The sequence below is a fragment of the Pantoea sp. Ap-967 genome (genome assembly GCF_011752565.1).
GTDB lineage: Bacteria > Pseudomonadota > Gammaproteobacteria > Pseudomonadales > Pseudomonadaceae > Aquipseudomonas.
In genome coordinates, this window is the sequence record NZ_VWXK01000017.1 from 48,833 (window position 1) to 67,870 (window position 19,038).

Below are 19,038 nucleotides of genomic sequence, written 5' to 3' on the forward strand. Positions count from 1 at the left end.
GAATCGCACTTACACTCATTACACGGATGTCACATCCAGTTACCTCATCACCCTTTGGAAAATATTTTGCTGGGCCGGCCCTTTCGCGGGGCAAGCCCGCTCCTACAAGGGTACGTGCGGGGTTTGTAGGGCGGGTTTGCCTGCGAAAGGGCCGGTAGAGGCAACTACCTGATGACGGTCAGGCGCCCGAGTAGGGTCTGCCGTGAAAACCCGAGGACCTGGCCCAGCGAGTCCAGCGCCGCCAAGGGCTCTGCAACCGGGAAACTGCCACTGACCTTGCGCCGCCCCAGTTCGCCATCGAGCAGCACGATCCGCCCCGGGTAATAGCGCCCCAGGTCGTCGACTACCTGGGCCAACGGCACCTGGTAGTAATTCAGCCAGCCTTGGCGCCAGGCCAGGCGGCTGTCGCTGTCCACGCTCTGGGTTTCGCCAGCCTGGCCATCGGCGAAGGCCAACTGCTGATTGGCCGTCAGCTCATGGGCCGCCTGCCCCTGGGCCGCCGTTACCGCCACCCGCCCGCTGCGCACGGTCACCTGGGCACCGTCGCCCTGCTCACGGACCTCGAACTGGGTGCCGAGCACGCGCACCTGGCCCTCGCCCGCCTCGACCACGAACGGCTCGCCGGTGTGGGTCACCTGGAAGAACGCCGCACCATGCAGCAAGCGCACATGGCGCTCACCTTGCTGGAAGTGCACGGCGATGGCGCTGCCCGCATCCAGGGTCACCTGGGACTGGTCCGCCAGGGTCACCTGGCGGATTGCCTCGCCGCTGCTGAAGTCGGCTTGCAGGTTCTGCAGCCAATCAACAGGCCGCCACCCCCCTGCCACGCCCATGGCCAGCACCAGGCAGGCCGCAGCGGCCATGCCACAGAGCGCGCGCCAGCGCCCGCTGCTGGCGGGCCGGGCCATTGCCTGCAGGTAACGCTGCAGGTCAGCGTGCTCCTCCTCGGCCATGCGCGCCGCTGGCGCCTCGCTGATCTGCCACAGTAACTGGGCTTCGGCATAGGCCTCGCGGTGCCTGGGGTCGGCAATCAGCCAGCGCTTGAAGTCGGCGCTCTGGGCTGCCTCGGGTTGCTGGTTGATGCGCAGCAACCAGTGCAGGGCGGCGTCGGACTGCACGGCGGTGATCAGGTCTGGATGGCTCATTGGCGGGCGCTCCCAGGCCGGCGTGGGGAAAACGCGGGCTCGGCAACACTGGCCTTGCACGCTTCAAGGGCGCGCATCATATGCTTTTCCACGCTGCTCTGGGACAGTTGCATGGCCTTGGCGATTTCGCCGTACTTGCAGCCGTGGATACGATTGAGCAGGAAAATCTGCCGGGTACGCTCAGGCAGTGCGCGCAGCGCCGCTTCAATGCGCTGCAGGTCGTGATCGGCCTCCAGTGCCTGCTCCGGCGCCGGGGCATCGTCGTCCAGCGGCTGCGAGGCCTCGGCCAGGCGTTCACGGCTGCCCTCGCTGCGCAGGTGGTCGATGGCAAGGTTGCCGGCGCAGCGCAGCAAGTAGGTGTCGAGCGCTTCGACCTTGACTTCGGGGCGGCGCCAGAAGCGCAGGAACAGCTCTTGCACCAGGTCCGATGCCGTGGCACGGCAACCGACGCGGCGGCTGATCAATGCCTCCATGCGCGCCCGCTGGCTCTGGAACACTTGCACAAAGCGGGCGCGGCTGCCGTCACTGTCGGTTTCGCTCAACGCATCACCCACCCAGCAGCGCCAGCAGCGGGCCCAGCACCAGGCTCAAGGCTGCCAGGCCAAGCAGCACCTTTGGCAGGTAAGGCAGGCCGAACACCCACAGGGTGACCCCGGCCATCAGCACCGCCAGCCACTCCAGCAGACCGTGGTCCCAGCCGCGCAGGTGCACGGCAAGCAGCAACGACAGGGCCAGCAACAGCCAGCCGGCGATCCGCAGGTTGCGCAACTGGCCAGGGCCTGGCTTGCGCCCGAGCAGGTCGCTGAAGTGCTTCTCCATGGCCAGGCACAAGGCAACGAAACCGCTGAAACCGATCAAGGCAACGCTGAGCATCAGTGCACCTCGGCCACGTCAGTGGTCGCCTTGGCCGCGCGCGGCGCGCGCTTGGCTGCAGGCTTTGGGGCACGCAGCATCTGCCTGGCAGCCCAGGCGAGGAACAACCCCGTGCCCAGGGCGGTGAGGTCGAACCCGGCCATGGCCCAGTCGGCGGCGGCCAGCGAATGCTCAAGCCCCTGCTCGCTGGTCAGCGAGTTGAGCAGCGGCAGCAGGGCAAAGGCCACCGCACCGAGTGCCAGTTGCTCACCCCAGGCCTTGCGCCCCGGGCGCAGCACGGCATGCACCAGCGCCAGCAGCCAGGCCAGGAAGAACGCGTTCACCTCCCAATCGGCACGGCCTTGCAGCGTGGCGGGCACCAGGCGGTTGGCCCAGAAGAACCCCGCCACGGCCAGCAGCAGGCCGCTCATGCTGGCGATGTTCAGCACCTCGACCAGGCGCAGCTCGCCCGGCAAGCTGGCGCTCTTGGCATGCTTGAGCTGGCGCTTGCCCAGCCACATCACAAGCCCGGTGCCGATCACCGCCGTGCCGGCCACACCAAAGAAGAAGTACAGCCAGCGCAGCCATGGCCCGGCAAAGTTGCCCATGTGCAGGCCGACGAAGCTGAACGAGGTCATCATCGCCGCGCTCTCGGGCTTGCCCTGGGTCAGCAGCGCGCCAGTGGCGCCGTCGAAGCTCCAGTTGGCACTGCGCTTGTAGGCGATGCTGTCTGCCGAGGCCTGGGCGAAGCTGACCCGGGCATTGCTGTCGCCAGGGTTCTGCACCTGGATGTAGCCCATGCGGGCACCCGGCACCTGTTCCTGAACCTTGGCGTACAGGCTGGCCAGCGGCACCAGCGGCGTGGCGACATTGGCCACCTTGGGCACATCGTCGCGGCCGAATACCTCCTTGAAATAGCCGTCGCTGTCGCCGTAGCTGGCCATGATGCTGGCCGGCATCACCATGTACATGAAGATCACCAGGCTGCTGTAGCTGATCATCAGGTGGAACGGCAGCACCAGCACGCCGATCGCATTGTGGCCGTCCAGCCAGGAGCGCTGGCCCTTGCCGGGGCGGAAGGTGAAGAACTCCTTGAAGATCTTCTTGTGGGTGATGATCCCGGTCACCAGCCCCAGCAGCATGATGAATGCGCAGAACGTGGCCAGCCAGCGGCCCCAGGGGTACGGCATCTCAAGCTGGAAATGGAAGCGGTAGAAGAAATCGCCGCCACGGCTCTCGCGGGCCTCCACCGGTTGGCCGGTCTGGGCATCGAGCTTCTTGTTGACGAAGCCGCGCCGGCCGCCGTCGGGGTCGCGCCAACCCACGCTGATCGGCGCCTCGCGCTCGCTGGGCAGGCGGATTATCCAGTTGCTGGCATGCCCGGCATTGGCCTCCAGGTAGCGCTGGGCCAGGCCCAGGCTGGCGACCGGGTCGAGTGCATGGCGGCGCACTTCCGGCTGGGTCCAGTGGCTGATCTCTTCCTTGAAGTACGACAGGGTACCGGTGAGGAAGATGGCGAACAGCAACCAGCCGAAAATCAGGCCGGTCCAGGTGTGCAGCCAGGCCATGGCCTGGCGGAAACCTTCCTTCATGGGTTTTTCATCCAGTAGGCAAACCCGTTGACCAGCGCCAGCAACAAGCTTGGCAGCAGCACGCCGAGCCAGGCACGCCAGGCGCTGCGGCAGGCAAAGCACCAGAGAAAGGCCAACAGGTAGAAAACGAACGATAGCATCATGCCGGTCATGGTCGCGTCCACCTGGGGCAGCGGCGCCAGCAGGGTGATGCAGATGCTCGCCATGGACGCCAGCAGGTACCCGCCCAGCAGCGCGGCGAGGCTGCGCGAAAGCACGCCCAGGCGGTAGCTGATGGGAAGTCCGGCGGCGGTGCGCTTCATGGCTGGGATCCGGTGGAGCTGGGGGATGCAATAGTAATGATTTCAATTCTCATAAGCAAAGCTTCCCAGGCACAGCCAAGGATTGCCGACGAAACGCCTTGCCACTACAATGCGAACAATTCTTACTACCAATTGCGCTGCATGGCGCCGGAGTATTGCGGTGTCCAGCGCCCTCTCTTCCACGGTCGAAGGCCTTTACCACGCCCACCACAACTGGCTGACCGGCTGGCTGCGCCGCCGCCTGGGCTGCCCGCAGAGCGCCGCCGACCTCGCCCAGGACACCTACGTGCGCCTGCTGCAAGCCCGCGAGGCACCGCAGTTGGTCGAGCCCCGGGCGTTCCTGGCCACCGTGGCCAAGCGCGTGCTGTGCAACCACTTCCGCCGCCAGGAACTGGAACGCGCCTACCTGCAGGCCCTGGCCCTGGTGCCCGAGCAGGTAGCACCAAGCGAGGAACAGAAAGCGATCATCTTCGAAACCCTGCTGGAGCTCGACCGCCTGCTCGATGGCCTGCCGGCGCTGGTCAAGCGTGTGTTCCTGCTGGCCCAGGTCGACGGCATGGGGCAAACCGAGATCGCCCGCGAGCTGGGCCTGTCGCTGGCCACGGTCAAGCGCTACCTGAACAAGGCAGCCCTGCGCTGCTACTTCGCCCTATGAACGCCGCGTTCTCCGCACAGGTGGCCGAGCAGGCCGTGCACTGGCTGATCGAGTCGCAGGGCGATGACTTCGACCAGGCCCAGCAACAGGCGCTGCAGCACTGGCTGCTGGCCGACCAGGAGCACCAGCGGGCCTGGGCGCATATCCAGCAGGTCAACCAGCGCCTCAAGGGCGTGGCCTCGCCCGTGGTGCATGCCACCCTGCAGGCGCCGCCCTCCCCGGCCCGGCGCCGGGCGCTCAAGGCCTTGCTGCTGTTGGGCGTGGCCAGTGCCACGGGCCTTGGCCTGCACGGGCACAACCCGGTGCCGGGGCTGCTGGCCGACTACCGCAGCCCGCTGGGCGAACGCCGGCGCATGCGCCTGGACGATGGCAGCGTGCTGCAACTCAATACCCGCAGCGCCGCCGATGTGCGCTTCGATGGCCAGCAGCGCCAGGTGCGGTTGCTCGAAGGCGAGCTGGCGCTGGACGTAGCCAGCGATGCCCGCCCGCTGGTGCTGCGCACCGCGCAGGGCGAACTGCAGTTGGGCAACGGCCACTTCAACGTGCGCGAGTTCGACGGCTTCAGCCTGGTTTCGGTGTTCAGCGGCCAGGCCCGTTTCGCTGGCAATGCCCTGCTCGCCGGCCAGCGCGCCCGCTTCAATGGCCACGGCTGGCAGGCCATCAGCCCACTGGACCCAAACAGCGGCGCCTGGGTAGACGGCATGCTGGTGGCCTCGCACATGCGCCTGGCCGATTTCCTGGCTGAACTGGGGCGCTATCGCCACGGGCAACTGGGCTGCAGCGAGCGGATCGCCGACCTGAAAGTGTCGGGCTCCTACCCACTGGATAACAGCGAACGCATCCTGCAGATGCTGGAAGTGGCGTTGCCGGTGAAGGTACGGCGCTTCACCCGCTACTGGGTAACGCTTGAACCGCGGCTGAGCTGATTTTTTTTCATGCGGCCTGAGCCGATTGGCGAACCTCGCGTGACAGGGAAGGCAGAACCCCTTATTACAGGATCCAGCCCCATGCCCCTGCGCCCCAGCCCGCTCGTCCATGCCCTGCTGCTTGCCAGCAGCCTTGGCCTCACCTCCCAGGCCCTGTTCGCCGCCGAAATGCGCACCTACCACATTCCCGCAGGTTCGCTGGAGGATGCCCTGAACCAGTTCGGCCGGCAGAGCGGTGCGCTGATCTCGTTCGGCTCGCAAGTCACCCAGGGCTTGGCAACCCAAGGCCTGGACGGTGAATACGACACCGCCCAGGGCCTGGAGGCGCTGCTGCGCGGCAGCGGCCTGCAGGCGCGCCAGCAGGCCGACAATGCCTACAGCCTGCAGCCGGTAGGCCCAGCCGCCCCCGGCGCGCCGGTCGAGCTCGGTGCATCGACCGTGGTCGGTGACTGGCTGGGTGAGGCGCAACAGGACAACGTCTTCGAGCACCCCGGCGCACGCGATGTGGTACGCCGTGAGGAATTCGAGCGCAGCGGCGCCAGCACCGCGCGCGAAGTGCTCAACCGCATGCCAGGGGTGAACGCGCCTGACAACAACGGCACCGGCAGCCATGACCTGGCACTGAACTTCGGCATTCGCGGCCTGAACCCGCGCCTGGCATCGCGCTCGACGGTGCTGATGGATGGCATTCCGGTGCCGTTCGCACCCTACGGCCAGCCGCAGCTGTCGCTGGCCCCCGTGAGCATGGGCAACATGGATGCGGTGGACGTGGTTCGCGGCGGCGGTGCAGTGCGCTATGGCCCGCAGAACGTCGGCGGCATCGTCAACTTCGTCACCCGCGCCATTCCCGAGCAGGCCACCTTCAAGGCCGCGATGCAGAACCAGATCAGCCCCTCCTCCAGCCACGATGGTTTCAAGAACAGCGCCAACCTGCTGGTCGGGGGCACCAACGACAATGGCCTGGGTGGCGCCCTGCTGTACTCCGGCGTGCGGGGCGGCGACTGGCGCGAACGCAGCGACACGCAGATCGACGACCTGATTCTCAAGGGCAAGCTGCAACTGGACGAGGCCAACAGCCTGCACGCCATGGCCCAGTACTACGACGGCGAGGCGCAGATGCCCGGCGGCCTGAGCAGCGCCGACTTCGATGCCGACCCGTACCAGTCGACGCGCCTGAAGGACAAATTCTGGGGCCGCCGTACGCTGGTCAACGTCGGCTACGACTACAAGCAGGACGACCGCCAGTTCAGCGTCAACAGCTTCTTCACCAAGACCCTGCGCAGCGGCTACCTCGACCAGGGCAGCTTCGTCTCCCTGTCGCCCCGCGAATACTGGGTGCGCGGCATCGAGACGCGCTTCTCCCAGGGCCTGGCCCTGGGTGACAGCTGGCACGAGCTGGGCATGGGCTACCGCTACGTCAACGAAGCCGGCCACGAGTTGCGCTACCGCGAAGCCACCAGCGCCGACCGCCTGCCAACCACCGCCAGCCGCAACGACCGCGACACCCGTGGCAGTACCGAAGCCCACGCCCTGTACCTGGACGACCGCATCGATATCGGCCGCTGGACCATCACCCCGGGCATCCGCTACGAGATGATCGATTCGGCGCAGAACAACCTGCTCAACGGCCAGCGTTACCAAGGCAGCTACAACACCGCCCTGCCTGCGCTGAACGTGATGTACCACCTGACCGATCGCTGGAACCTCTACGCCAACACCGAGGGCTCCTTCGGCAGCGTGCAGTACAGCCAGATGCCCAACCGCGTCAGCAGCGGTGAGGTGAAGCCGGAGAAAGCGCGCACCTGGGAAGTGGGCAGCCGCTACGACAGTGGCGACCTGCAAGCCGAGGTGGGCCTGTTCCTGATCAACTTCGACAACCAGTACGAGAGCAACCAGACCAACGACTCGGTGATCGCCCGTGGCGAAACTCGCCATCAAGGCTTCGAAACCAGCGTGCGCTACGCCCTGGATGGGCTGAGCCCGGCGCTGGCCGGTTTCGACGTGCATGCCAGCTATGCCTTCGTTGACGCGACCATCCGCGAAGATGGGCCGAACAAGGGCAATCAGGTGCCGTTCTCGTCGCGCCACAAGGGCAACCTGGGCGTTGGCTATACCGACGGCCCGTGGCAGTTGAACCTCGATGGCAGCTTCCAGAGCAGCCAGTACGCCGACAACGCCAACACCCGCGCCGAGAGCGCCGATGGCAGCACCGGGCGCATCCCGGGGTACATGCTGGTCAGCACCCGTGCCGGGTACGACTTCGGGCCACAGCTGTCGAACCTGAAGGTGGCGGTGGGGGTGAAGAACCTGTTCAACCGCGAGTACTACACGCGCTCGTTCGATGACAACAACAAGGGTAAATACGTGGGGGAACCGCGGACCTTGTATGTGCAAACCTCGGTTGAGTTTTGAGGTCGGGGGTTAGGCTGTAGTTGTCCAGCGCCTGTGAGATCGAGCGCCGCCCGCGCGGCGCATCGCAGGCAAGCCTGCTCCTACATCTGTTTCGGGCCAGTTATGCCTGCGCCATCGCGCGCGACCGCCTTGTTCGTTCCATTCGATATCGAGGCATGCGCCGAGGGGGCGCGCGCGAAGGCCACATGAACACTGGCCCGAAACAAATGTAGGAGCAGGCTTGCCTGCGATGCGCCGCGCGGGCGGCGCTCGATCTCACAGGCGCCCTGCTCTTCAGGCGAACCCACCCTAATTTGCAACAGAACATTTATTTTCAAAAAGGGCTTGAAATCGCTTCGCCGTTGCCTGACCTTAGAGTCAAGAGGCGCAGAAATACCAAGGCCCTCAATGGCCTAGGCACGCCTCCATGCGAGCAAGCTGAATAAGGATTGGAATCATGCAAATCCAGGTCAACAGCAGCAACCATATCGAAGGCAACATCCGTCTCAACGAGTGGGTCCGCAGTACGCTGGAAGCCACCCTCGAACGCTACGACGACGACCTCACCCGCATCGAGGTTCATCTGCGCGACGAGAACGGCGCCAAGCCCGGCCCGCACGATAAACGCTGCCAGCTGGAGGCTCGCCCGAAAGGCCACCAACCGATTTCCGTGACCCACACCGCCACGTCGCTGGACCAAGCGGTCGACGGTGCCGCCAGCAAGCTGAACAACGCCCTGGAACACTTCTACGGCAAGCTGCGCAGCAAGCGCGGCGTGCTTGAACTCAGCGACCCCGACGCCTGATCGGCACACACAAGAACGCCCGGCCAATGCCGGGCGTTTTCATGTTTACGGATCAACGGGCCTGAACCAACCAGGGATTCACCCGGTCAACTTCTGCAATCATTCATTGCAGATACCCGAGCATGAACAATCCTTTCGACCAGATCAGCGCTGCCTTCGCCCCCGAATACCGCGTCAACCTCAGCATCGAACGGCTCGATGGCAGCATCATGCTGACCCTGTCCGACGACGCCGGCGTGGTTGCCAAACGCCTCATCAGCCAAGCCCAACGCAACGACCCGGTGCGCCTGCAGCGGGTGATCGACAGCATTCGCCTGGGCCTGGCCATCGAACTGGGGCAAAACCCGCTGCAGGTACTGGCCGCCCTGACCCGCGAAGGCCGTGCCGACAGCCGCCCGTTCGCAGCCATCGGCGTGGCCAACTGAGCCTCAGCCCAGCAGCTTGCCGATTTGCTTCTCCAGGTCCGGCAGCCGCCAATTGCCTACCCGATGCGCCGCATCGAATGTGCCGGGTTGGTGGAACAGGCCGACCAGGCCCTGGTCGTAGGTGGGTTCCTGGCCCTGCTTGAGCCAGTAGATAACCTCTTCGACCAGCGAGCGGCTGGCGACCACCTTCAGTTCGATGACGTCCGCGACTTCAGTGACGTACAGCGCATCCGGATCGAGCCCCAGGGGGGCCAGGACGTTCTTCAGGTGGGCATGGACGGCTTCGGCATCTTTACGCATTGCGATTCTCCTGTTGGCGCCACCGGCCGTGGCCCGATGCCACGACGCCCGATGCGGCGCCAGCCAGGATTCAATCGCACCGCCGCCCACCCTTGGCGGTAGAAAAATATCCCCTCACTTGCCCTCGTCCACTTCCTTGCCGTTTGCGTCCAGGGCCTTGGTCGAGGGGTAGCGGTACGAGGCGTAGCGCACCACCAGGATCGAGAACGCCAGCAGCAGGATGCCGCCACACACATACAGCAGCCCGGCATCGGGCGCCTTGTGGTGCGAGACATCGCCGATCAGCAGGCGCGTCAGCGCGGTGATTGCCACGTACAGCAGGAAGCGGATTGGCATGTGATTGGTCTTGAAGTAGATCCCGACCATCGCCCCCAGCTCCAGGTAGATGAACAACAGCAGGATGTCATCGACACTGACCCCACCCTTGCCGAGCATTTCAAGGAAAGTCACCACGGCCGCATAGGCGGTGATGGCACCGATGCCGAACAGCGCCAGGTAATGGAACGCTTCAACGCACAGGTTGCCCAGCGAGTCGGCCGAGCCGTGCAGGCCCTTGCGCAGTCTTTCAGCCCATTTGATGTTCACGATGTGCGATTCCCCGATACGACATGAAGGATGGTGCGTCACCCTTGTGACGCTTGTGCCATGCAGTTAAAGGGCCAGGCCCCTGGCTTGGAAGGCGACCAATTGCCGCAAGGCACCTGTGGGCTAGGCTTTAGCCTGATTTTTTGGTTGCACGGTGATGGCCAATGCCATTACTGTATATGGATACAGTAATCCAACCAGCTAAAAGGCACAGAGGTGATGAATGGCCGTCGAAGTGGTGTACCGCAGCAGCCGCGACCCGGAGCGCTTGTTCATGGATAAGGCCGAAGCAGATCGTCACGACAAGATGCTCGAACTGGCCGAGCGCCTGGCAGAGGTGCTGCACAAGGCGGTGCCATCGTTGACCGAGCAGCAGGTGGAAGAGGCCGGGATCTACATGGCCAAGAACCGCGATGTGTTCGCGCGGGCGTTCAAGAGCCAGCCGGATGCGTTGGGTGAGTTGCTTGAAGGCGGTGCTGCCGAGTGACATCGGCGCAGTTCACAGGCGGGTAGGAGCGAGCAGAGCTCGCGATGCGGTGCCACCGGCAGGTTCAGCCTTTGAAGTATGCTGCGCCTGCCAGATCGCATCGCGAGCTTTGCTCGCTCCTACCGGTTTTGCGCAGGTGGTTTTCACCGCGCAGGGGGCGCTGCATCTCAACCATAAAGCAGCCGCTCGGCCAGCATCTGCGCCACCCGCGCGGGCGAGCGTTTCTCGGCCTGGGCATGCCCGTACACCTCGGTCAGCCGTGTGGGTATGCGGGTGAGGTGTTCGGTAATGTTCCCCAAGTCCCCGCCCTGGTGCCGCAACGCCACGTAGATCAAGCCCCCGGCATTGATCACATAATCCGGCGCATAAAGAATCCCGCGTGACTCCAACTGGTCAGCCACCTGCAAGGTCGTCAGCTGGTTGTTCGCCGCCCCCGCCACCGCCGCACAGCGCAGCTGCATCACCGTCTGCCCATTGAGCACCGGCCCCACGCCGCACGGGGCGAAGATATCGCACGGCGTGCTGATCAACGCATCGTTGGTCACCGGGTGGGCATTGAACTGCTCCACCGCCAGCCGCACCCGCCCAGGGTCCAGGTCGCTGACCAGCAATTCCGCCCCTGCCGCGTGCAACTGCTCAGCCAGTGCATAACCAACATTGCCCAACCCCTGCACCGCCACGCGCAAGCCTTCCAGGTTGCTGCTGCCCAAGCGTGCCCGCGAGGTGGCACGGATGCCGGCGAACACGCCCATGGCCGCGTGCGGCGAAGGGTCACCGGAGGCTGTGGTGCTGGTGACGTGTGGCGTGGACTGGGCAATGCAGTCCATGTCCAGGGTCGAGGTGCCGCTGTCCACGGCAATGATGAAGCGGCCCTGCAGGGTGTCGATGAAGCGGCCGAACGCCTCGAACAGCGCCGCGCGGTTTTCCACATGGGGGTTGCGCATCACCACCGCCTTGCCCCCGCCCAACGGCAGGCCAGCCAGGGCCGCCTTGTAGCTCATACCCTGGGCCAGGCGGATGGCATCGGTCATCGCGCTTTCATCGTCGGCATACGGCAAGTAGCGGCAGCCACCCATGGCCGGGCCCAGCGTTTCGCTGTGAATGGCCACCACAGCCTTCAGGCCCGTGGGCGGGTCAGTGAACAGGTGCAGCGACTGGGTGCGGGTGCTTTGCATCAGCGCGAACATCGGCGGGCTCCCCTGCGAGGTGCTCCTACCAGTATAGGCACGCGCTTGCAGCTGACGCGGCGGGCGGACCACTGGACGAATCTGCCTGCCACAGCTATTACTCTAGCGTGTGTGGAGATCGCCGATGAACCCACGTCAAGTTTGCCTGGCCTGCCTGGAGCGCGAGCCGGTCGCCCTGCTGGAAGCCGCCTTGTGGATTGCCGCCGAGCATGACCGCCAGGTTGACCCGGCCGCCTGCCTGGCCCAACTGCACCACCTGCAAGCCCAGATCAGCGCCAGCCTGCCCATGCTGCCATTGACCGAGCTGGCCCAGCCGTTGCTGCGCCAGCTCAACGCATTCGGCTTCCAGCAGGATGAATACCACCCCCTGCGCCCACAGGCGGCACTGCTCGACAAAGTGCTGCAGCGCCGCCGTGGCCAGCCGCTGGCCCTGGCCATCATCACCTTAGAGCTGGCCCGGCGCTTGTCCATTCCCCTGGAAGGCGTGGCCTTCCCTGGGCATTTCCTGCTGCGCGTGCCCGGCGCCGACCATTTGCTCGACCCCTGCGGCGGCAGGCGCCTGTACCCCAATGATTGCCGCGAACTGCTCGCCCGCCAGTTCGGCCCGCACATCGCCCTTACCGCCGAGCACCTGCGCGCCGCCAGCGCCACGCAGATGCTCCAGCGCCTGTCACGCAACCTGCGCCAACTGCACATCAGCAACGATGACCACCTGGCGGCGCTGATCGATGCCGAACGGGTGATGCAGCTGGGCCCGGTGCAGGTCAGCGACTACGTGACCCGCGCCTCGCTGTACCAGCAGCTGGATTGCCCCCAGGCCGAACGGTTCGACCTGGAGCATGCCCTGCTGCTGACTGACGACCCGGTGCAACGGCTGAAACTGTCGGAACGAATCGGCAAGCTGCCCACGGTAAACCGCTCGATTCACTGAGCCGGTGTATCCACCTGGCAGGACGGGTGGGCACTGGCGAATGCCGGGTGCCCCGCCGCCAGGGCCGCCACCCGGCGAATACGTGGGTAGCCACCCAGGTCGATGGTGAAGCGCTCGGCGGCATACACCTGTGGAATCAGGTAGACATCCGCCAGGCCCGGCTGCTCGCCGAAGCAGAAGCCCTGGTCGCCAATCAAAGCCTCCACCGCCGCCAGGCCCTGGCTGATCCAATGGGCGATCCACTGGTTCACCTGGGCTTCGTCATGCCCCAGCTGGCGCAGCTGGTTGAGCACGCTGACGTTGTGCAGCGGGTGCACATCGCAGCCGATGATCGCCGCCACGCCCCGCACCCTGGCGCGCAGGGCTGGGGCGGCGGGCAGCAGCGCAGGCTGTGGATAAACCTCCTCCAGGTACTCGATGATCGCCGGTGACTGCAGCAGCAGCTCCCCCTCGTCGGTACGCAGGGCCGGCACCCGCCCCTGCGGGTTCAGCGCCACATACTCCGCCCCGCGCTGCTCGCCCTTGAGCAGGTTGACCGGCAGGGCCTGGTAGCCCAGGCCCTTGAGTGCCAGGGCGATGCGCACCCGGTAGGAGGAGGTGGAACGGTAGTAGGTGTACAGCTCCATGGCCAGGTTTCCTCAGTTGGCAGCGATCACGGTGCCGCGGCATTCGCCGAAGCCAATGCTGGCCACGCCATCCGCCGTGCAGCGGGCGCGCAGGATGATTTCATCACCGTCTTCGAGGAACTTGCGCAGCTCGCCACTGGCCAGTTCCACCGGTTGCTTGCCGCCCACGGTGATCTCCAGCAGGCTGCCATAGGCGTCCGGGCTGGCGCCGGACAGCGTGCCGGAACCGAACAGGTCACCCGGTTGCAGCTGGCAGCCGTTGACGCTGTGGTGGGTAATCAGTTGGGCCACGGTCCAGTACATGTTCAGGGTGTTGCTCAAGGCCAGGCGGTGGGCAGGCAGGCCCTGCTCGCGCATGCGGGCGGTGAGCAGCAGCACTTCCAGTTCGATATCGAAAGCCCCGCGGGCCTGGTCGTGCGCGTCCAGCAGGTAGGGCAATGGCTGTGGGTCACCCTCCGGGCGCGCTGGCTGGGCGCGGCGGAAAGGTGCCAGGGCTTCGGCGGTGACGACCCAGGGCGACAGGGTGGTGATGAAGCTTTTCGACAGGAACGGGCCCAGTGGCTGGTATTCCCAGGCCTGGATATCACGCGCCGACCAGTCGTTGAGCAGGCACAGGCCGGCCAGGTGCTGCTCGGCCTCGGCGATGGGAATGGCCTGGCCGATGTCGTTGCCCTGGCCGATCCAGATCCCCAGCTCCAGCTCGTAGTCCAGGCGGGCACAGGGGCCGAAGGCCGGTTCGGTGTGGCCGGCCGGCAAGGTTTGGCCTTTCGGGCGGCGCACATCGGCGCCCGAGGGGCGCAGGGTCGAGGCACGGCCGTGGTAGCCGATTGGCACGTACTTGTAGTTGGGCAGCAGTGGGTTGTCGGGGCGGAACAGCTTGCCGACGTTGGTGGCGTGCTGGATGCCAACGTAGAAATCGGTGTAGTCGCCCACCTTGGCCGGCAGGTGCATCTGGCACTCGCTGGCGGGGTACAGGGCGGGCTTGAGTGCAGCCTGGTGTTCGCTGCGTTCCCCGAGCAGCGCCTGCAGGCGTTCGCGCAGGGCCACGCGGGCAGGCCGGCCCAGGGCGAAGAAGGCGTTCAGCGCACCGCCGCGGGTCGCTTCCACCGCAGCCTTGGCCTGGCCCTCGAACAACCCGGCGGCCAGCACGGCCTCCAGGTCGAGAATGGCGTCGCCGATGGCCACACCGCAGCGCTGCGCTTCGCCCGGGCGGCTGAAGATGCCCAGCGGCAGGTTCTGCAGCGGGAAGTCGCTGTGCCCGTTGGCGTGCTCCACCCAGCTACGGGCAATGGCGGTCTGGTTCATGGGTTATCTCCGGTTCGGGGTGAAGGTGCTTGGCAAGGTGGCCCAGCAACTGTCGTAGTCGGCCTGCAATTGCGGGCTGTCCTGAGCCTGCAGGCTCGGGCGCAGCACCTGGCTGGTTTCGAACATGAAGGCCATGGTGTTGTCGATCTTGTGCGGTGCCAGCTGCGCTGCGATGGCTTTCTCGCAGGTTTCCGCGTCTGGCCCGTGGGCGCTCATCACCCCGTGCAGGGAAGCGCCACCGGGCAGGAACCCTTCGGCCTTGGCATCGTAGGCGCCGCTGATCAGGCCCATGAATTCGTTCATCAGGTTGCGGTGGAACCATGGCGGGCGGAAGGTGTTCTCGGCCACCATCCAGCGGGGCGGGAAAATCACGAAGTCCATGTTGGCCAGGCCATGCACGCTGGTGGGCGAGGTCAGCACGGTGAAGATCGACGGGTCGGGATGATCGAAGCTGACCGTGCCGAGGGTGTTGAAGCGGCGCAGGTCATATTTGTACGGCACATTGCTGCCGTGCCAGGCCACCACGTCCAATGGCGAATGCTGCAGCTGGCAGGCCCAGTGCTCGCCGAGGAACTTCTGCACCAGTTGCACCGGGCCATCGGCTTCTTCGTAGTGCGCCACCGGGGTGAGGAAGTCGCGCGGGTTGGCCAGGCCGTTGCTGCCAATCGGCCCCAAGTCCGGCAGGCGCAGTGGCGCGCCATGGTTTTCGGCAAGGTAGCCACGCGCCTGGCCATCGGGCAATTCGACGCGGAATTTCATGCCGCGCGGGATCACCGCAATTTCCAACGGCGCGACTTCCAGCACGCCCAGTTCGGTGGCCACGCGCAGCCGGCCCTGCTCCGGCACCAACAGCAGCTCGCCGTCGGCGTTGAAGAACACCCGGTCCATGGAGCGGTTGGCACGGTAGATGTAGATGCTCACCCCAGCCGGTTTGTCGGCGGCCGCGTTGGCCACCATCGGCAGCCAGCCCTCGATGAAGTCGGTGGGTTCGGCCGGAATGGGCTGGGGGTTCCAGCGCAGGCGGTTGGGCGTGGCCGCGCCCAGCGGGCCGGCCAGGGGCTGGCGCTGCAGGCGTTCGAAGCGCGGGTGCAGGGCCGAGGGGCGAATACGGTACAACCAGGTGCGGCGCAGTTCACTGCGGGCCATGGTGAACGCCGTGCCCGAGAGCAATTCGGCATACAGCCCGTAGGGCGCCTTTTGCGGTGAGTTCTGCCCGACCGGCAAGGCACCGGGCAGCGCTTCGCTGGCGAATTCGTTGCCAAAGCCGCTCAGGTACTGAAGATCGGCGGACGTGTCGCGGTTCATCGATGCCTCCGGATTTTGTTTTTATCGTAATCAGATTACGAATAACGTAATTTGCTCCCCGCCGGGCGTCAAGCTATAAAGGCGCGACGCGAAGAATCCGGAAGTTTCCAACCCATGGCCAAAGCCAGTTCCCCCGCCGACAACGGCAAGCAGAAAGTCCGCTCGGCGGAGGTCGGCACCGACATCCTCAAGGCCCTTGCCGAGCTGTCCCCCTCCACCTCGCTGTCACGCCTGGCCGAACACGTGCAGATGCCCGCGAGCAAGGTGCACCGCTACCTGCAGGCGTTGATTGCCAGTGGTTTCGCCGAACAGGACGCGGCCACCAACCATTACGGCCTGGGGCGCGAAGCCTTGCGCGTGGGGTTGGCGGCGCTGGGCAGCATCGATGTGCTGAAAGTGGCAGCGATGCCGCTGTCGCTGCTGCGCGATGAACTCAACGAGAGCTGCTTCATCGCCGTGTGGGGCAACCAGGGGGCGACGGTGGTGAGCATCGAGCCGGCGGTGCGGGCGGTGACCGTGGTGACGCAGATCGGCTCGGTGCTGCCACTGCTCAGTTCATCCACCGGGCTGGTGTTCGCCGCGCACCTGCCCGAGCGCGAAACCGTGGAATTGCGTGACCGGGAACTGGCCACGCTGCAGCAGGCGCCGGGCGACTACCAGGGCTTGCTGGCCGGCATCCGGGAACGCGGCCTGCACCATGTGCATGGCCTGCTGATGCCGGGGGTGGATGCCTTGTCGGCGCCGGTGTTCAACGCCCTGGGGCAGATCGCGGCGGTGATGACGGTGGTCGGCCCGACGTCGATTTTCCATGCCGACGAGCATGGCCCGGCGGCGCAGCGGCTGCTCGCCGCGTCCAGGGAAACCAGCTGGCGCATGGGCTATTCGCCCACGGCTTGAGACTGTTGCCCGAAACGTAAAGGTGAATGTCACTGACGGCTATTTTTCCCTCAGGATCAAGCGCTTATTCTTACCTCACTGGCCGGCATGAAGGGCGTTAACCCCCCTGTCCTTCAGGCCCGCGAGGTTCACCGACGTTGATTTTGAAGCTCCTTGATCTAACGTCTCGATTGGCCGCTGCCTTTGCAGCGGCCTTTTTTTTGCCTGATCGATTGGTAGCGAACACTTGCGGAGCCGGTGCCACGCACCGCGTCGCCTGCTTCGCGGGGCAAGCCCGCTCCTACAAGAGCGCGGCGTGGCTGCTAGGGGTATTTCTGCAGGTTGGCCATCATCTGCTGCAGGGACTGCAGGTTGTCCCGCGGGTGCACCGCCCCTTCGAAATCGGCAATGCGCTCCCAGTTCTGCGCCACCTGTTCGGGCGTGAACCCCTCAGCCGGGTCGAAGCCAACCCCCAGGCTGCGCTCCCAGCGCACCTTGCCCACCCAGCCGCCACCCACCTCGAACAGCTCACCGCTGTCCTGGCATTGCTCGCTGCCCAGGTACACCACCAGCGGGCTGATCAACTCGGGCTTGAGCCGTTCGAACACCTGCGCCGGCATCAGCCCCTCGGTCATGCGCGTACCACCGGTTGGGGCGATGGCATTGGCCAGTACGCCATGCTTGCGCCCCTCGATCGCCAAGGTACGGGTCAGGCCGTACAACCCAAGCTTGGCCGCGCCATAGTTGGCCTGGCCGAAGTTGCCATAGATGCCCGAGGTGGACGCCGTGAAGATCACCCGCCCCCAGTTCTGCTCGCGCAGGTGCGGCCAGGCGGCGCGGGTCACCTGGTAGGCACCGTCCAGGTGAACCTGGCAAACCTGCGCCCAGTCGCTGTCGTCCATCTTGTGGAACGCCTTGTCGCGCAGGATGCCGGCATTGTTCACCAGCACATCGACCCGGCCGAAGCTGTCCAGCGCCTGCTCGACGATACGGGCGCCCTCGCTGACCGAATCATGGCTGGCCACGGCAATGCCGCCCGCTGCACGGATTTCGGCCACCACCTGGTCGGCGGCCGAAGCATTGGCGCCCTCGCCCCGGGCACTGCCGCCCAGGTCATTGACCACCACCTTGGCGCCGCGCGCGGCGAACAGCAGCGCATGGGCCCGGCCCAAGCCGCCACCGGCCCCGGTGACGATCACTACACGGTCTTGCACACGTACCGGCTCGCTCATGCCCATGGCTCCCGCTCAGGTTTCGATGGCGTGAGTGTCCGCCAGCCCAGGCTTGCGGACAATCAAGCGCACCCGGGCTGAATGCCTGGCAATAACGCAGGGCGATGGCCGCCGCCTCAGGACCAGGCCAACCTACGCGGCAGGTAGCGCAGGGGCTGCTCGCGAAACGCCAGGTAATGGCGCAGTACCTGCACCGGTGCCTCGGTGTGCGGGTAATGGCCGATGCCCTGCAGCACAACCGTGTCGGGGTTGGGCACCAGTTGCCGGTAACGCTCGACCATCTGCGCACCCGACAACGGGTCGGCGCTGCCATTGATGAAGCGCAGCGGCACGCCATCGCGCTGCAACGCCGCCACCCAGCGCTCGCGGTGCTGCCTGCGCTCAGGCTGGTAACCCACCAGCTTGTGCAGGATGCGCGTGCCGCAATTGCTGGCGATCAGGCTCCAGCAGTCGTCCAGCGCGCTTTCGCTGGGGTGGGTACAGGGCCCGTAGATCTGGCTCACGGTGCGCACCAGGTCGTCACGCCCGAACGAACGCCCCACTAGCCAGCCCAGGCGGCTGAGCAGCAGTTTCTGCACCAGCGGAAGCTGGCAACGCTCCGGGAACAGGCCGCTGTTGAGGAACACGCAACTGGCCACGTCTGCGCGCTGCTCGTGGTGGCGCGACAGCAGTTCCTGGGCGACGCTGCCGCCGTAGTCGTGGGCCAACAGGTGCACCGGCTGGTCGACCCCAAGGTGCGCCAGCAGCGCCTGCTGCAGGTCGGCCTGTTCCATCAGGCTGTAGCGGTGGTCGAGCGGCTTGGCCGAATCGCCAAAGCCCAGCATGTCGCAGGCGATAAGCTTGAAGCGCTGGGCCAGCGGGGCCCAGAGGTAGTGCCAGTCCCAGCTGGCGGTGGGGAATCCATGCAACAGTAACAGGGGCTCTCCTTGCCCTGCGGTCCAGTAGCGGATGCTCTGGCCCCGGAATGAAAAACTCAAACCCCGGGTACGCCAGACGCACAAAGGAATCTCGGCGAGGGGCATCAGGGTTTTCCCGGAAATTGGCGATGGACGGGTTTGGGCAAGGCTGCGGTCATTGCAAGTCACCTCGGCACATTGATGTGCTCTCTGTA

21 protein-coding genes are annotated in these 19,038 nt (G+C 65.6%); 8 read left to right on the forward strand and 13 right to left on the reverse strand.

Going from position 1 to position 19,038, the window contains the following annotated elements:
• Positions 1–164: 164 nt before the first annotated feature.
• Genes F3J45_RS18295 through F3J45_RS18315 form a run of 5 tightly spaced genes read right to left on the reverse strand, consistent with a single transcriptional unit; the run spans position 165 to position 3,891 of the window.
• The gene (locus F3J45_RS18295) at positions 165–1,145 is read right to left on the reverse strand and encodes a FecR family protein (protein ID WP_167065746.1); all 981 of its coding nucleotides are present in this window, start codon (positions 1,143–1,145) and stop codon (positions 165–167) included.
• On the reverse strand, positions 1,142–1,699 hold the full coding sequence (locus tag F3J45_RS18300; protein ID WP_167065749.1) for a sigma-70 family RNA polymerase sigma factor: 558 nt from the start codon (positions 1,697–1,699) through the stop codon (positions 1,142–1,144). The genes F3J45_RS18295 and F3J45_RS18300 overlap by 4 nt, the downstream gene beginning before the upstream one ends.
• A complete protein-coding gene (locus tag F3J45_RS18305) occupies positions 1,692–2,018 on the reverse strand; it encodes a DUF3325 domain-containing protein (protein WP_167065751.1) in 327 nt (108 codons plus the stop codon). The genes F3J45_RS18300 and F3J45_RS18305 overlap by 8 nt, the downstream gene beginning before the upstream one ends.
• Positions 2,018–3,589, reverse strand: coding sequence for a PepSY domain-containing protein (locus F3J45_RS18310; RefSeq protein WP_167065754.1), 1,572 nt, complete (start codon positions 3,587–3,589; stop codon positions 2,018–2,020). Before F3J45_RS18310 ends, F3J45_RS18305 begins: the two co-directional genes overlap by 1 nt.
• The gene (locus F3J45_RS18315; RefSeq protein WP_167065757.1) at positions 3,586–3,891 is read right to left on the reverse strand and encodes a DUF3649 domain-containing protein; all 306 of its coding nucleotides are present in this window, start codon (positions 3,889–3,891) and stop codon (positions 3,586–3,588) included. The genes F3J45_RS18310 and F3J45_RS18315 overlap by 4 nt, the downstream gene beginning before the upstream one ends.
• Positions 3,892–4,051: 160 nt before the next feature.
• On the opposite strand from F3J45_RS18315, the gene F3J45_RS18320 reads away from it, so the two are divergent.
• The 5 genes from F3J45_RS18320 (at position 4,052) to F3J45_RS18340 (ending at position 9,093) form a co-directional block, all read left to right on the forward strand.
• Positions 4,052–4,546: a sigma-70 family RNA polymerase sigma factor gene (locus tag F3J45_RS18320; RefSeq protein ID WP_167065760.1), complete on the forward strand. Its 495-nt coding sequence runs from the start codon at positions 4,052–4,054 to the stop codon at positions 4,544–4,546.
• Positions 4,543–5,472 carry a FecR domain-containing protein gene (locus tag F3J45_RS18325; protein ID WP_167065763.1) on the forward strand — a complete coding sequence of 310 codons (930 nt, stop codon included), beginning with the start codon at positions 4,543–4,545 and terminating at the stop codon, positions 5,470–5,472. The genes F3J45_RS18320 and F3J45_RS18325 overlap by 4 nt, the downstream gene beginning before the upstream one ends.
• Positions 5,473–5,553: 81 nt before the next feature.
• The gene (fecA, locus tag F3J45_RS18330) at positions 5,554–7,884 is read left to right on the forward strand and encodes a TonB-dependent Fe(3+) dicitrate receptor FecA (RefSeq protein WP_167065766.1); all 2,331 of its coding nucleotides are present in this window, start codon (positions 5,554–5,556) and stop codon (positions 7,882–7,884) included.
• Positions 7,885–8,320: 436 nt separating this feature from the next.
• Entirely contained in the window at positions 8,321–8,668 is a 348-nt protein-coding gene (locus F3J45_RS18335; protein WP_167065769.1) for an HPF/RaiA family ribosome-associated protein, read from the forward strand.
• Between the two features lie 122 nt (positions 8,669–8,790).
• Complete coding sequence (locus tag F3J45_RS18340; RefSeq protein WP_167065772.1) at positions 8,791–9,093, forward strand: DUF3509 domain-containing protein; 303 nt, start codon at positions 8,791–8,793, stop codon at positions 9,091–9,093.
• A 3-nt stretch (positions 9,094–9,096) separates the two neighbouring features.
• On the opposite strand, the gene F3J45_RS18345 is transcribed toward F3J45_RS18340, so the two are convergent.
• Both F3J45_RS18345 and F3J45_RS30105 read right to left on the reverse strand, forming a co-directional pair.
• On the reverse strand, positions 9,097–9,393 hold the full coding sequence (locus tag F3J45_RS18345; protein ID WP_167065775.1) for a hypothetical protein: 297 nt from the start codon (positions 9,391–9,393) through the stop codon (positions 9,097–9,099).
• Positions 9,394–9,507: 114 nt separating this feature from the next.
• The gene (locus F3J45_RS30105) at positions 9,508–9,978 is read right to left on the reverse strand and encodes a phosphate-starvation-inducible PsiE family protein (protein WP_167065778.1); all 471 of its coding nucleotides are present in this window, start codon (positions 9,976–9,978) and stop codon (positions 9,508–9,510) included.
• Positions 9,979–10,201: 223 nt separating this feature from the next.
• Here F3J45_RS30105 and F3J45_RS18355 point away from each other — a divergent pair, with 223 nt between their 5' ends.
• A complete protein-coding gene (locus tag F3J45_RS18355; protein ID WP_167065781.1) occupies positions 10,202–10,465 on the forward strand; it encodes a YebG family protein in 264 nt (87 codons plus the stop codon).
• A 167-nt stretch (positions 10,466–10,632) separates the two neighbouring features.
• Here the strand turns inward: F3J45_RS18355 and F3J45_RS18360 are convergent, their stop codons facing one another.
• A complete protein-coding gene (locus tag F3J45_RS18360) occupies positions 10,633–11,652 on the reverse strand; it encodes a Glu/Leu/Phe/Val dehydrogenase (protein ID WP_167065784.1) in 1,020 nt (339 codons plus the stop codon).
• A gap of 124 nt (positions 11,653–11,776) precedes the next feature.
• On the opposite strand from F3J45_RS18360, the gene F3J45_RS18365 reads away from it, so the two are divergent.
• Entirely contained in the window at positions 11,777–12,583 is an 807-nt protein-coding gene (locus F3J45_RS18365; RefSeq protein WP_167065786.1) for a SirB1 family protein, read from the forward strand.
• Here the strand turns inward: F3J45_RS18365 and maiA are convergent.
• The 3 genes from maiA to hmgA are packed head-to-tail and all read right to left on the reverse strand — an operon-like array spanning position 12,577 to position 15,819.
• Positions 12,577–13,209 carry a maleylacetoacetate isomerase gene (maiA, locus tag F3J45_RS18370; protein ID WP_167065788.1) on the reverse strand — a complete coding sequence of 211 codons (633 nt, stop codon included), beginning with the start codon at positions 13,207–13,209 and terminating at the stop codon, positions 12,577–12,579. The genes F3J45_RS18365 and maiA overlap by 7 nt on opposite strands.
• Positions 13,210–13,221: 12 nt before the next feature.
• Positions 13,222–14,514: a fumarylacetoacetase gene (gene fahA, locus F3J45_RS18375; RefSeq protein WP_167065790.1), complete on the reverse strand. Its 1,293-nt coding sequence runs from the start codon at positions 14,512–14,514 to the stop codon at positions 13,222–13,224.
• 3 nt (positions 14,515–14,517) lie between these two features.
• A complete protein-coding gene (hmgA, locus tag F3J45_RS18380) occupies positions 14,518–15,819 on the reverse strand; it encodes a homogentisate 1,2-dioxygenase (protein ID WP_167065792.1) in 1,302 nt (433 codons plus the stop codon).
• Between the two features lie 114 nt (positions 15,820–15,933).
• On the opposite strand from hmgA, the gene F3J45_RS18385 reads away from it, so the two are divergent.
• Positions 15,934–16,716: an IclR family transcriptional regulator gene (locus tag F3J45_RS18385; protein WP_167065794.1), complete on the forward strand. Its 783-nt coding sequence runs from the start codon at positions 15,934–15,936 to the stop codon at positions 16,714–16,716.
• A 302-nt stretch (positions 16,717–17,018) separates the two neighbouring features.
• On the opposite strand, the gene F3J45_RS18390 is transcribed toward F3J45_RS18385, so the two are convergent.
• Together F3J45_RS18390 and F3J45_RS18395 are read right to left on the reverse strand one after the other, a co-directional pair.
• Positions 17,019–17,927 (reverse strand): SDR family oxidoreductase, encoded by a 909-nt coding sequence (locus F3J45_RS18390; protein WP_167065796.1) that lies wholly within the window; start codon positions 17,925–17,927, stop codon positions 17,019–17,021.
• A gap of 116 nt (positions 17,928–18,043) precedes the next feature.
• A complete protein-coding gene (locus tag F3J45_RS18395) occupies positions 18,044–18,835 on the reverse strand; it encodes an alpha/beta fold hydrolase (RefSeq protein WP_205300581.1) in 792 nt (263 codons plus the stop codon).
• Positions 18,836–19,038 lie beyond the last annotated feature (203 nt).

What these genes read in the sequence shown, in the direction of transcription:
- F3J45_RS18295 (WP_167065746.1), bottom strand. Translation starts at nt 1,145, where the DNA reads ATGAGCCATCCAGACCTGATCACCGCCGTGCAGTCCGACGCCGCCCTG.
- F3J45_RS18305 (WP_167065751.1), bottom strand. Translation starts at nt 2,018, where the DNA reads ATGCTCAGCGTTGCCTTGATCGGTTTCAGCGGTTTCGTTGCCTTGTGC.
- F3J45_RS18310 (WP_167065754.1), bottom strand. Translation starts at nt 3,589, where the DNA reads ATGAAGGAAGGTTTCCGCCAGGCCATGGCCTGGCTGCACACCTGGACC.
- F3J45_RS18315 (WP_167065757.1), bottom strand. Translation starts at nt 3,891, where the DNA reads ATGAAGCGCACCGCCGCCGGACTTCCCATCAGCTACCGCCTGGGCGTG.
- F3J45_RS18325 (WP_167065763.1), top strand. Translation starts at nt 4,543, where the DNA reads ATGAACGCCGCGTTCTCCGCACAGGTGGCCGAGCAGGCCGTGCACTGG.
- fecA (WP_167065766.1), top strand. Translation starts at nt 5,554, where the DNA reads ATGCCCCTGCGCCCCAGCCCGCTCGTCCATGCCCTGCTGCTTGCCAGC.
- F3J45_RS18335 (WP_167065769.1), top strand. Translation starts at nt 8,321, where the DNA reads ATGCAAATCCAGGTCAACAGCAGCAACCATATCGAAGGCAACATCCGT.
- F3J45_RS18340 (WP_167065772.1), top strand. Translation starts at nt 8,791, where the DNA reads ATGAACAATCCTTTCGACCAGATCAGCGCTGCCTTCGCCCCCGAATAC.
- F3J45_RS18345 (WP_167065775.1), bottom strand. Translation starts at nt 9,393, where the DNA reads ATGCGTAAAGATGCCGAAGCCGTCCATGCCCACCTGAAGAACGTCCTG.
- F3J45_RS18355 (WP_167065781.1), top strand. Translation starts at nt 10,202, where the DNA reads ATGGCCGTCGAAGTGGTGTACCGCAGCAGCCGCGACCCGGAGCGCTTG.
- F3J45_RS18360 (WP_167065784.1), bottom strand. Translation starts at nt 11,652, where the DNA reads ATGTTCGCGCTGATGCAAAGCACCCGCACCCAGTCGCTGCACCTGTTC.
- F3J45_RS18365 (WP_167065786.1), top strand. Translation starts at nt 11,777, where the DNA reads ATGAACCCACGTCAAGTTTGCCTGGCCTGCCTGGAGCGCGAGCCGGTC.
- maiA (WP_167065788.1), bottom strand. Translation starts at nt 13,209, where the DNA reads ATGGAGCTGTACACCTACTACCGTTCCACCTCCTCCTACCGGGTGCGC.
- fahA (WP_167065790.1), bottom strand. Translation starts at nt 14,514, where the DNA reads ATGAACCAGACCGCCATTGCCCGTAGCTGGGTGGAGCACGCCAACGGG.
- hmgA (WP_167065792.1), bottom strand. Translation starts at nt 15,819, where the DNA reads ATGAACCGCGACACGTCCGCCGATCTTCAGTACCTGAGCGGCTTTGGC.
- F3J45_RS18385 (WP_167065794.1), top strand. Translation starts at nt 15,934, where the DNA reads ATGGCCAAAGCCAGTTCCCCCGCCGACAACGGCAAGCAGAAAGTCCGC.
- F3J45_RS18390 (WP_167065796.1), bottom strand. Translation starts at nt 17,927, where the DNA reads ATGAGCGAGCCGGTACGTGTGCAAGACCGTGTAGTGATCGTCACCGGG.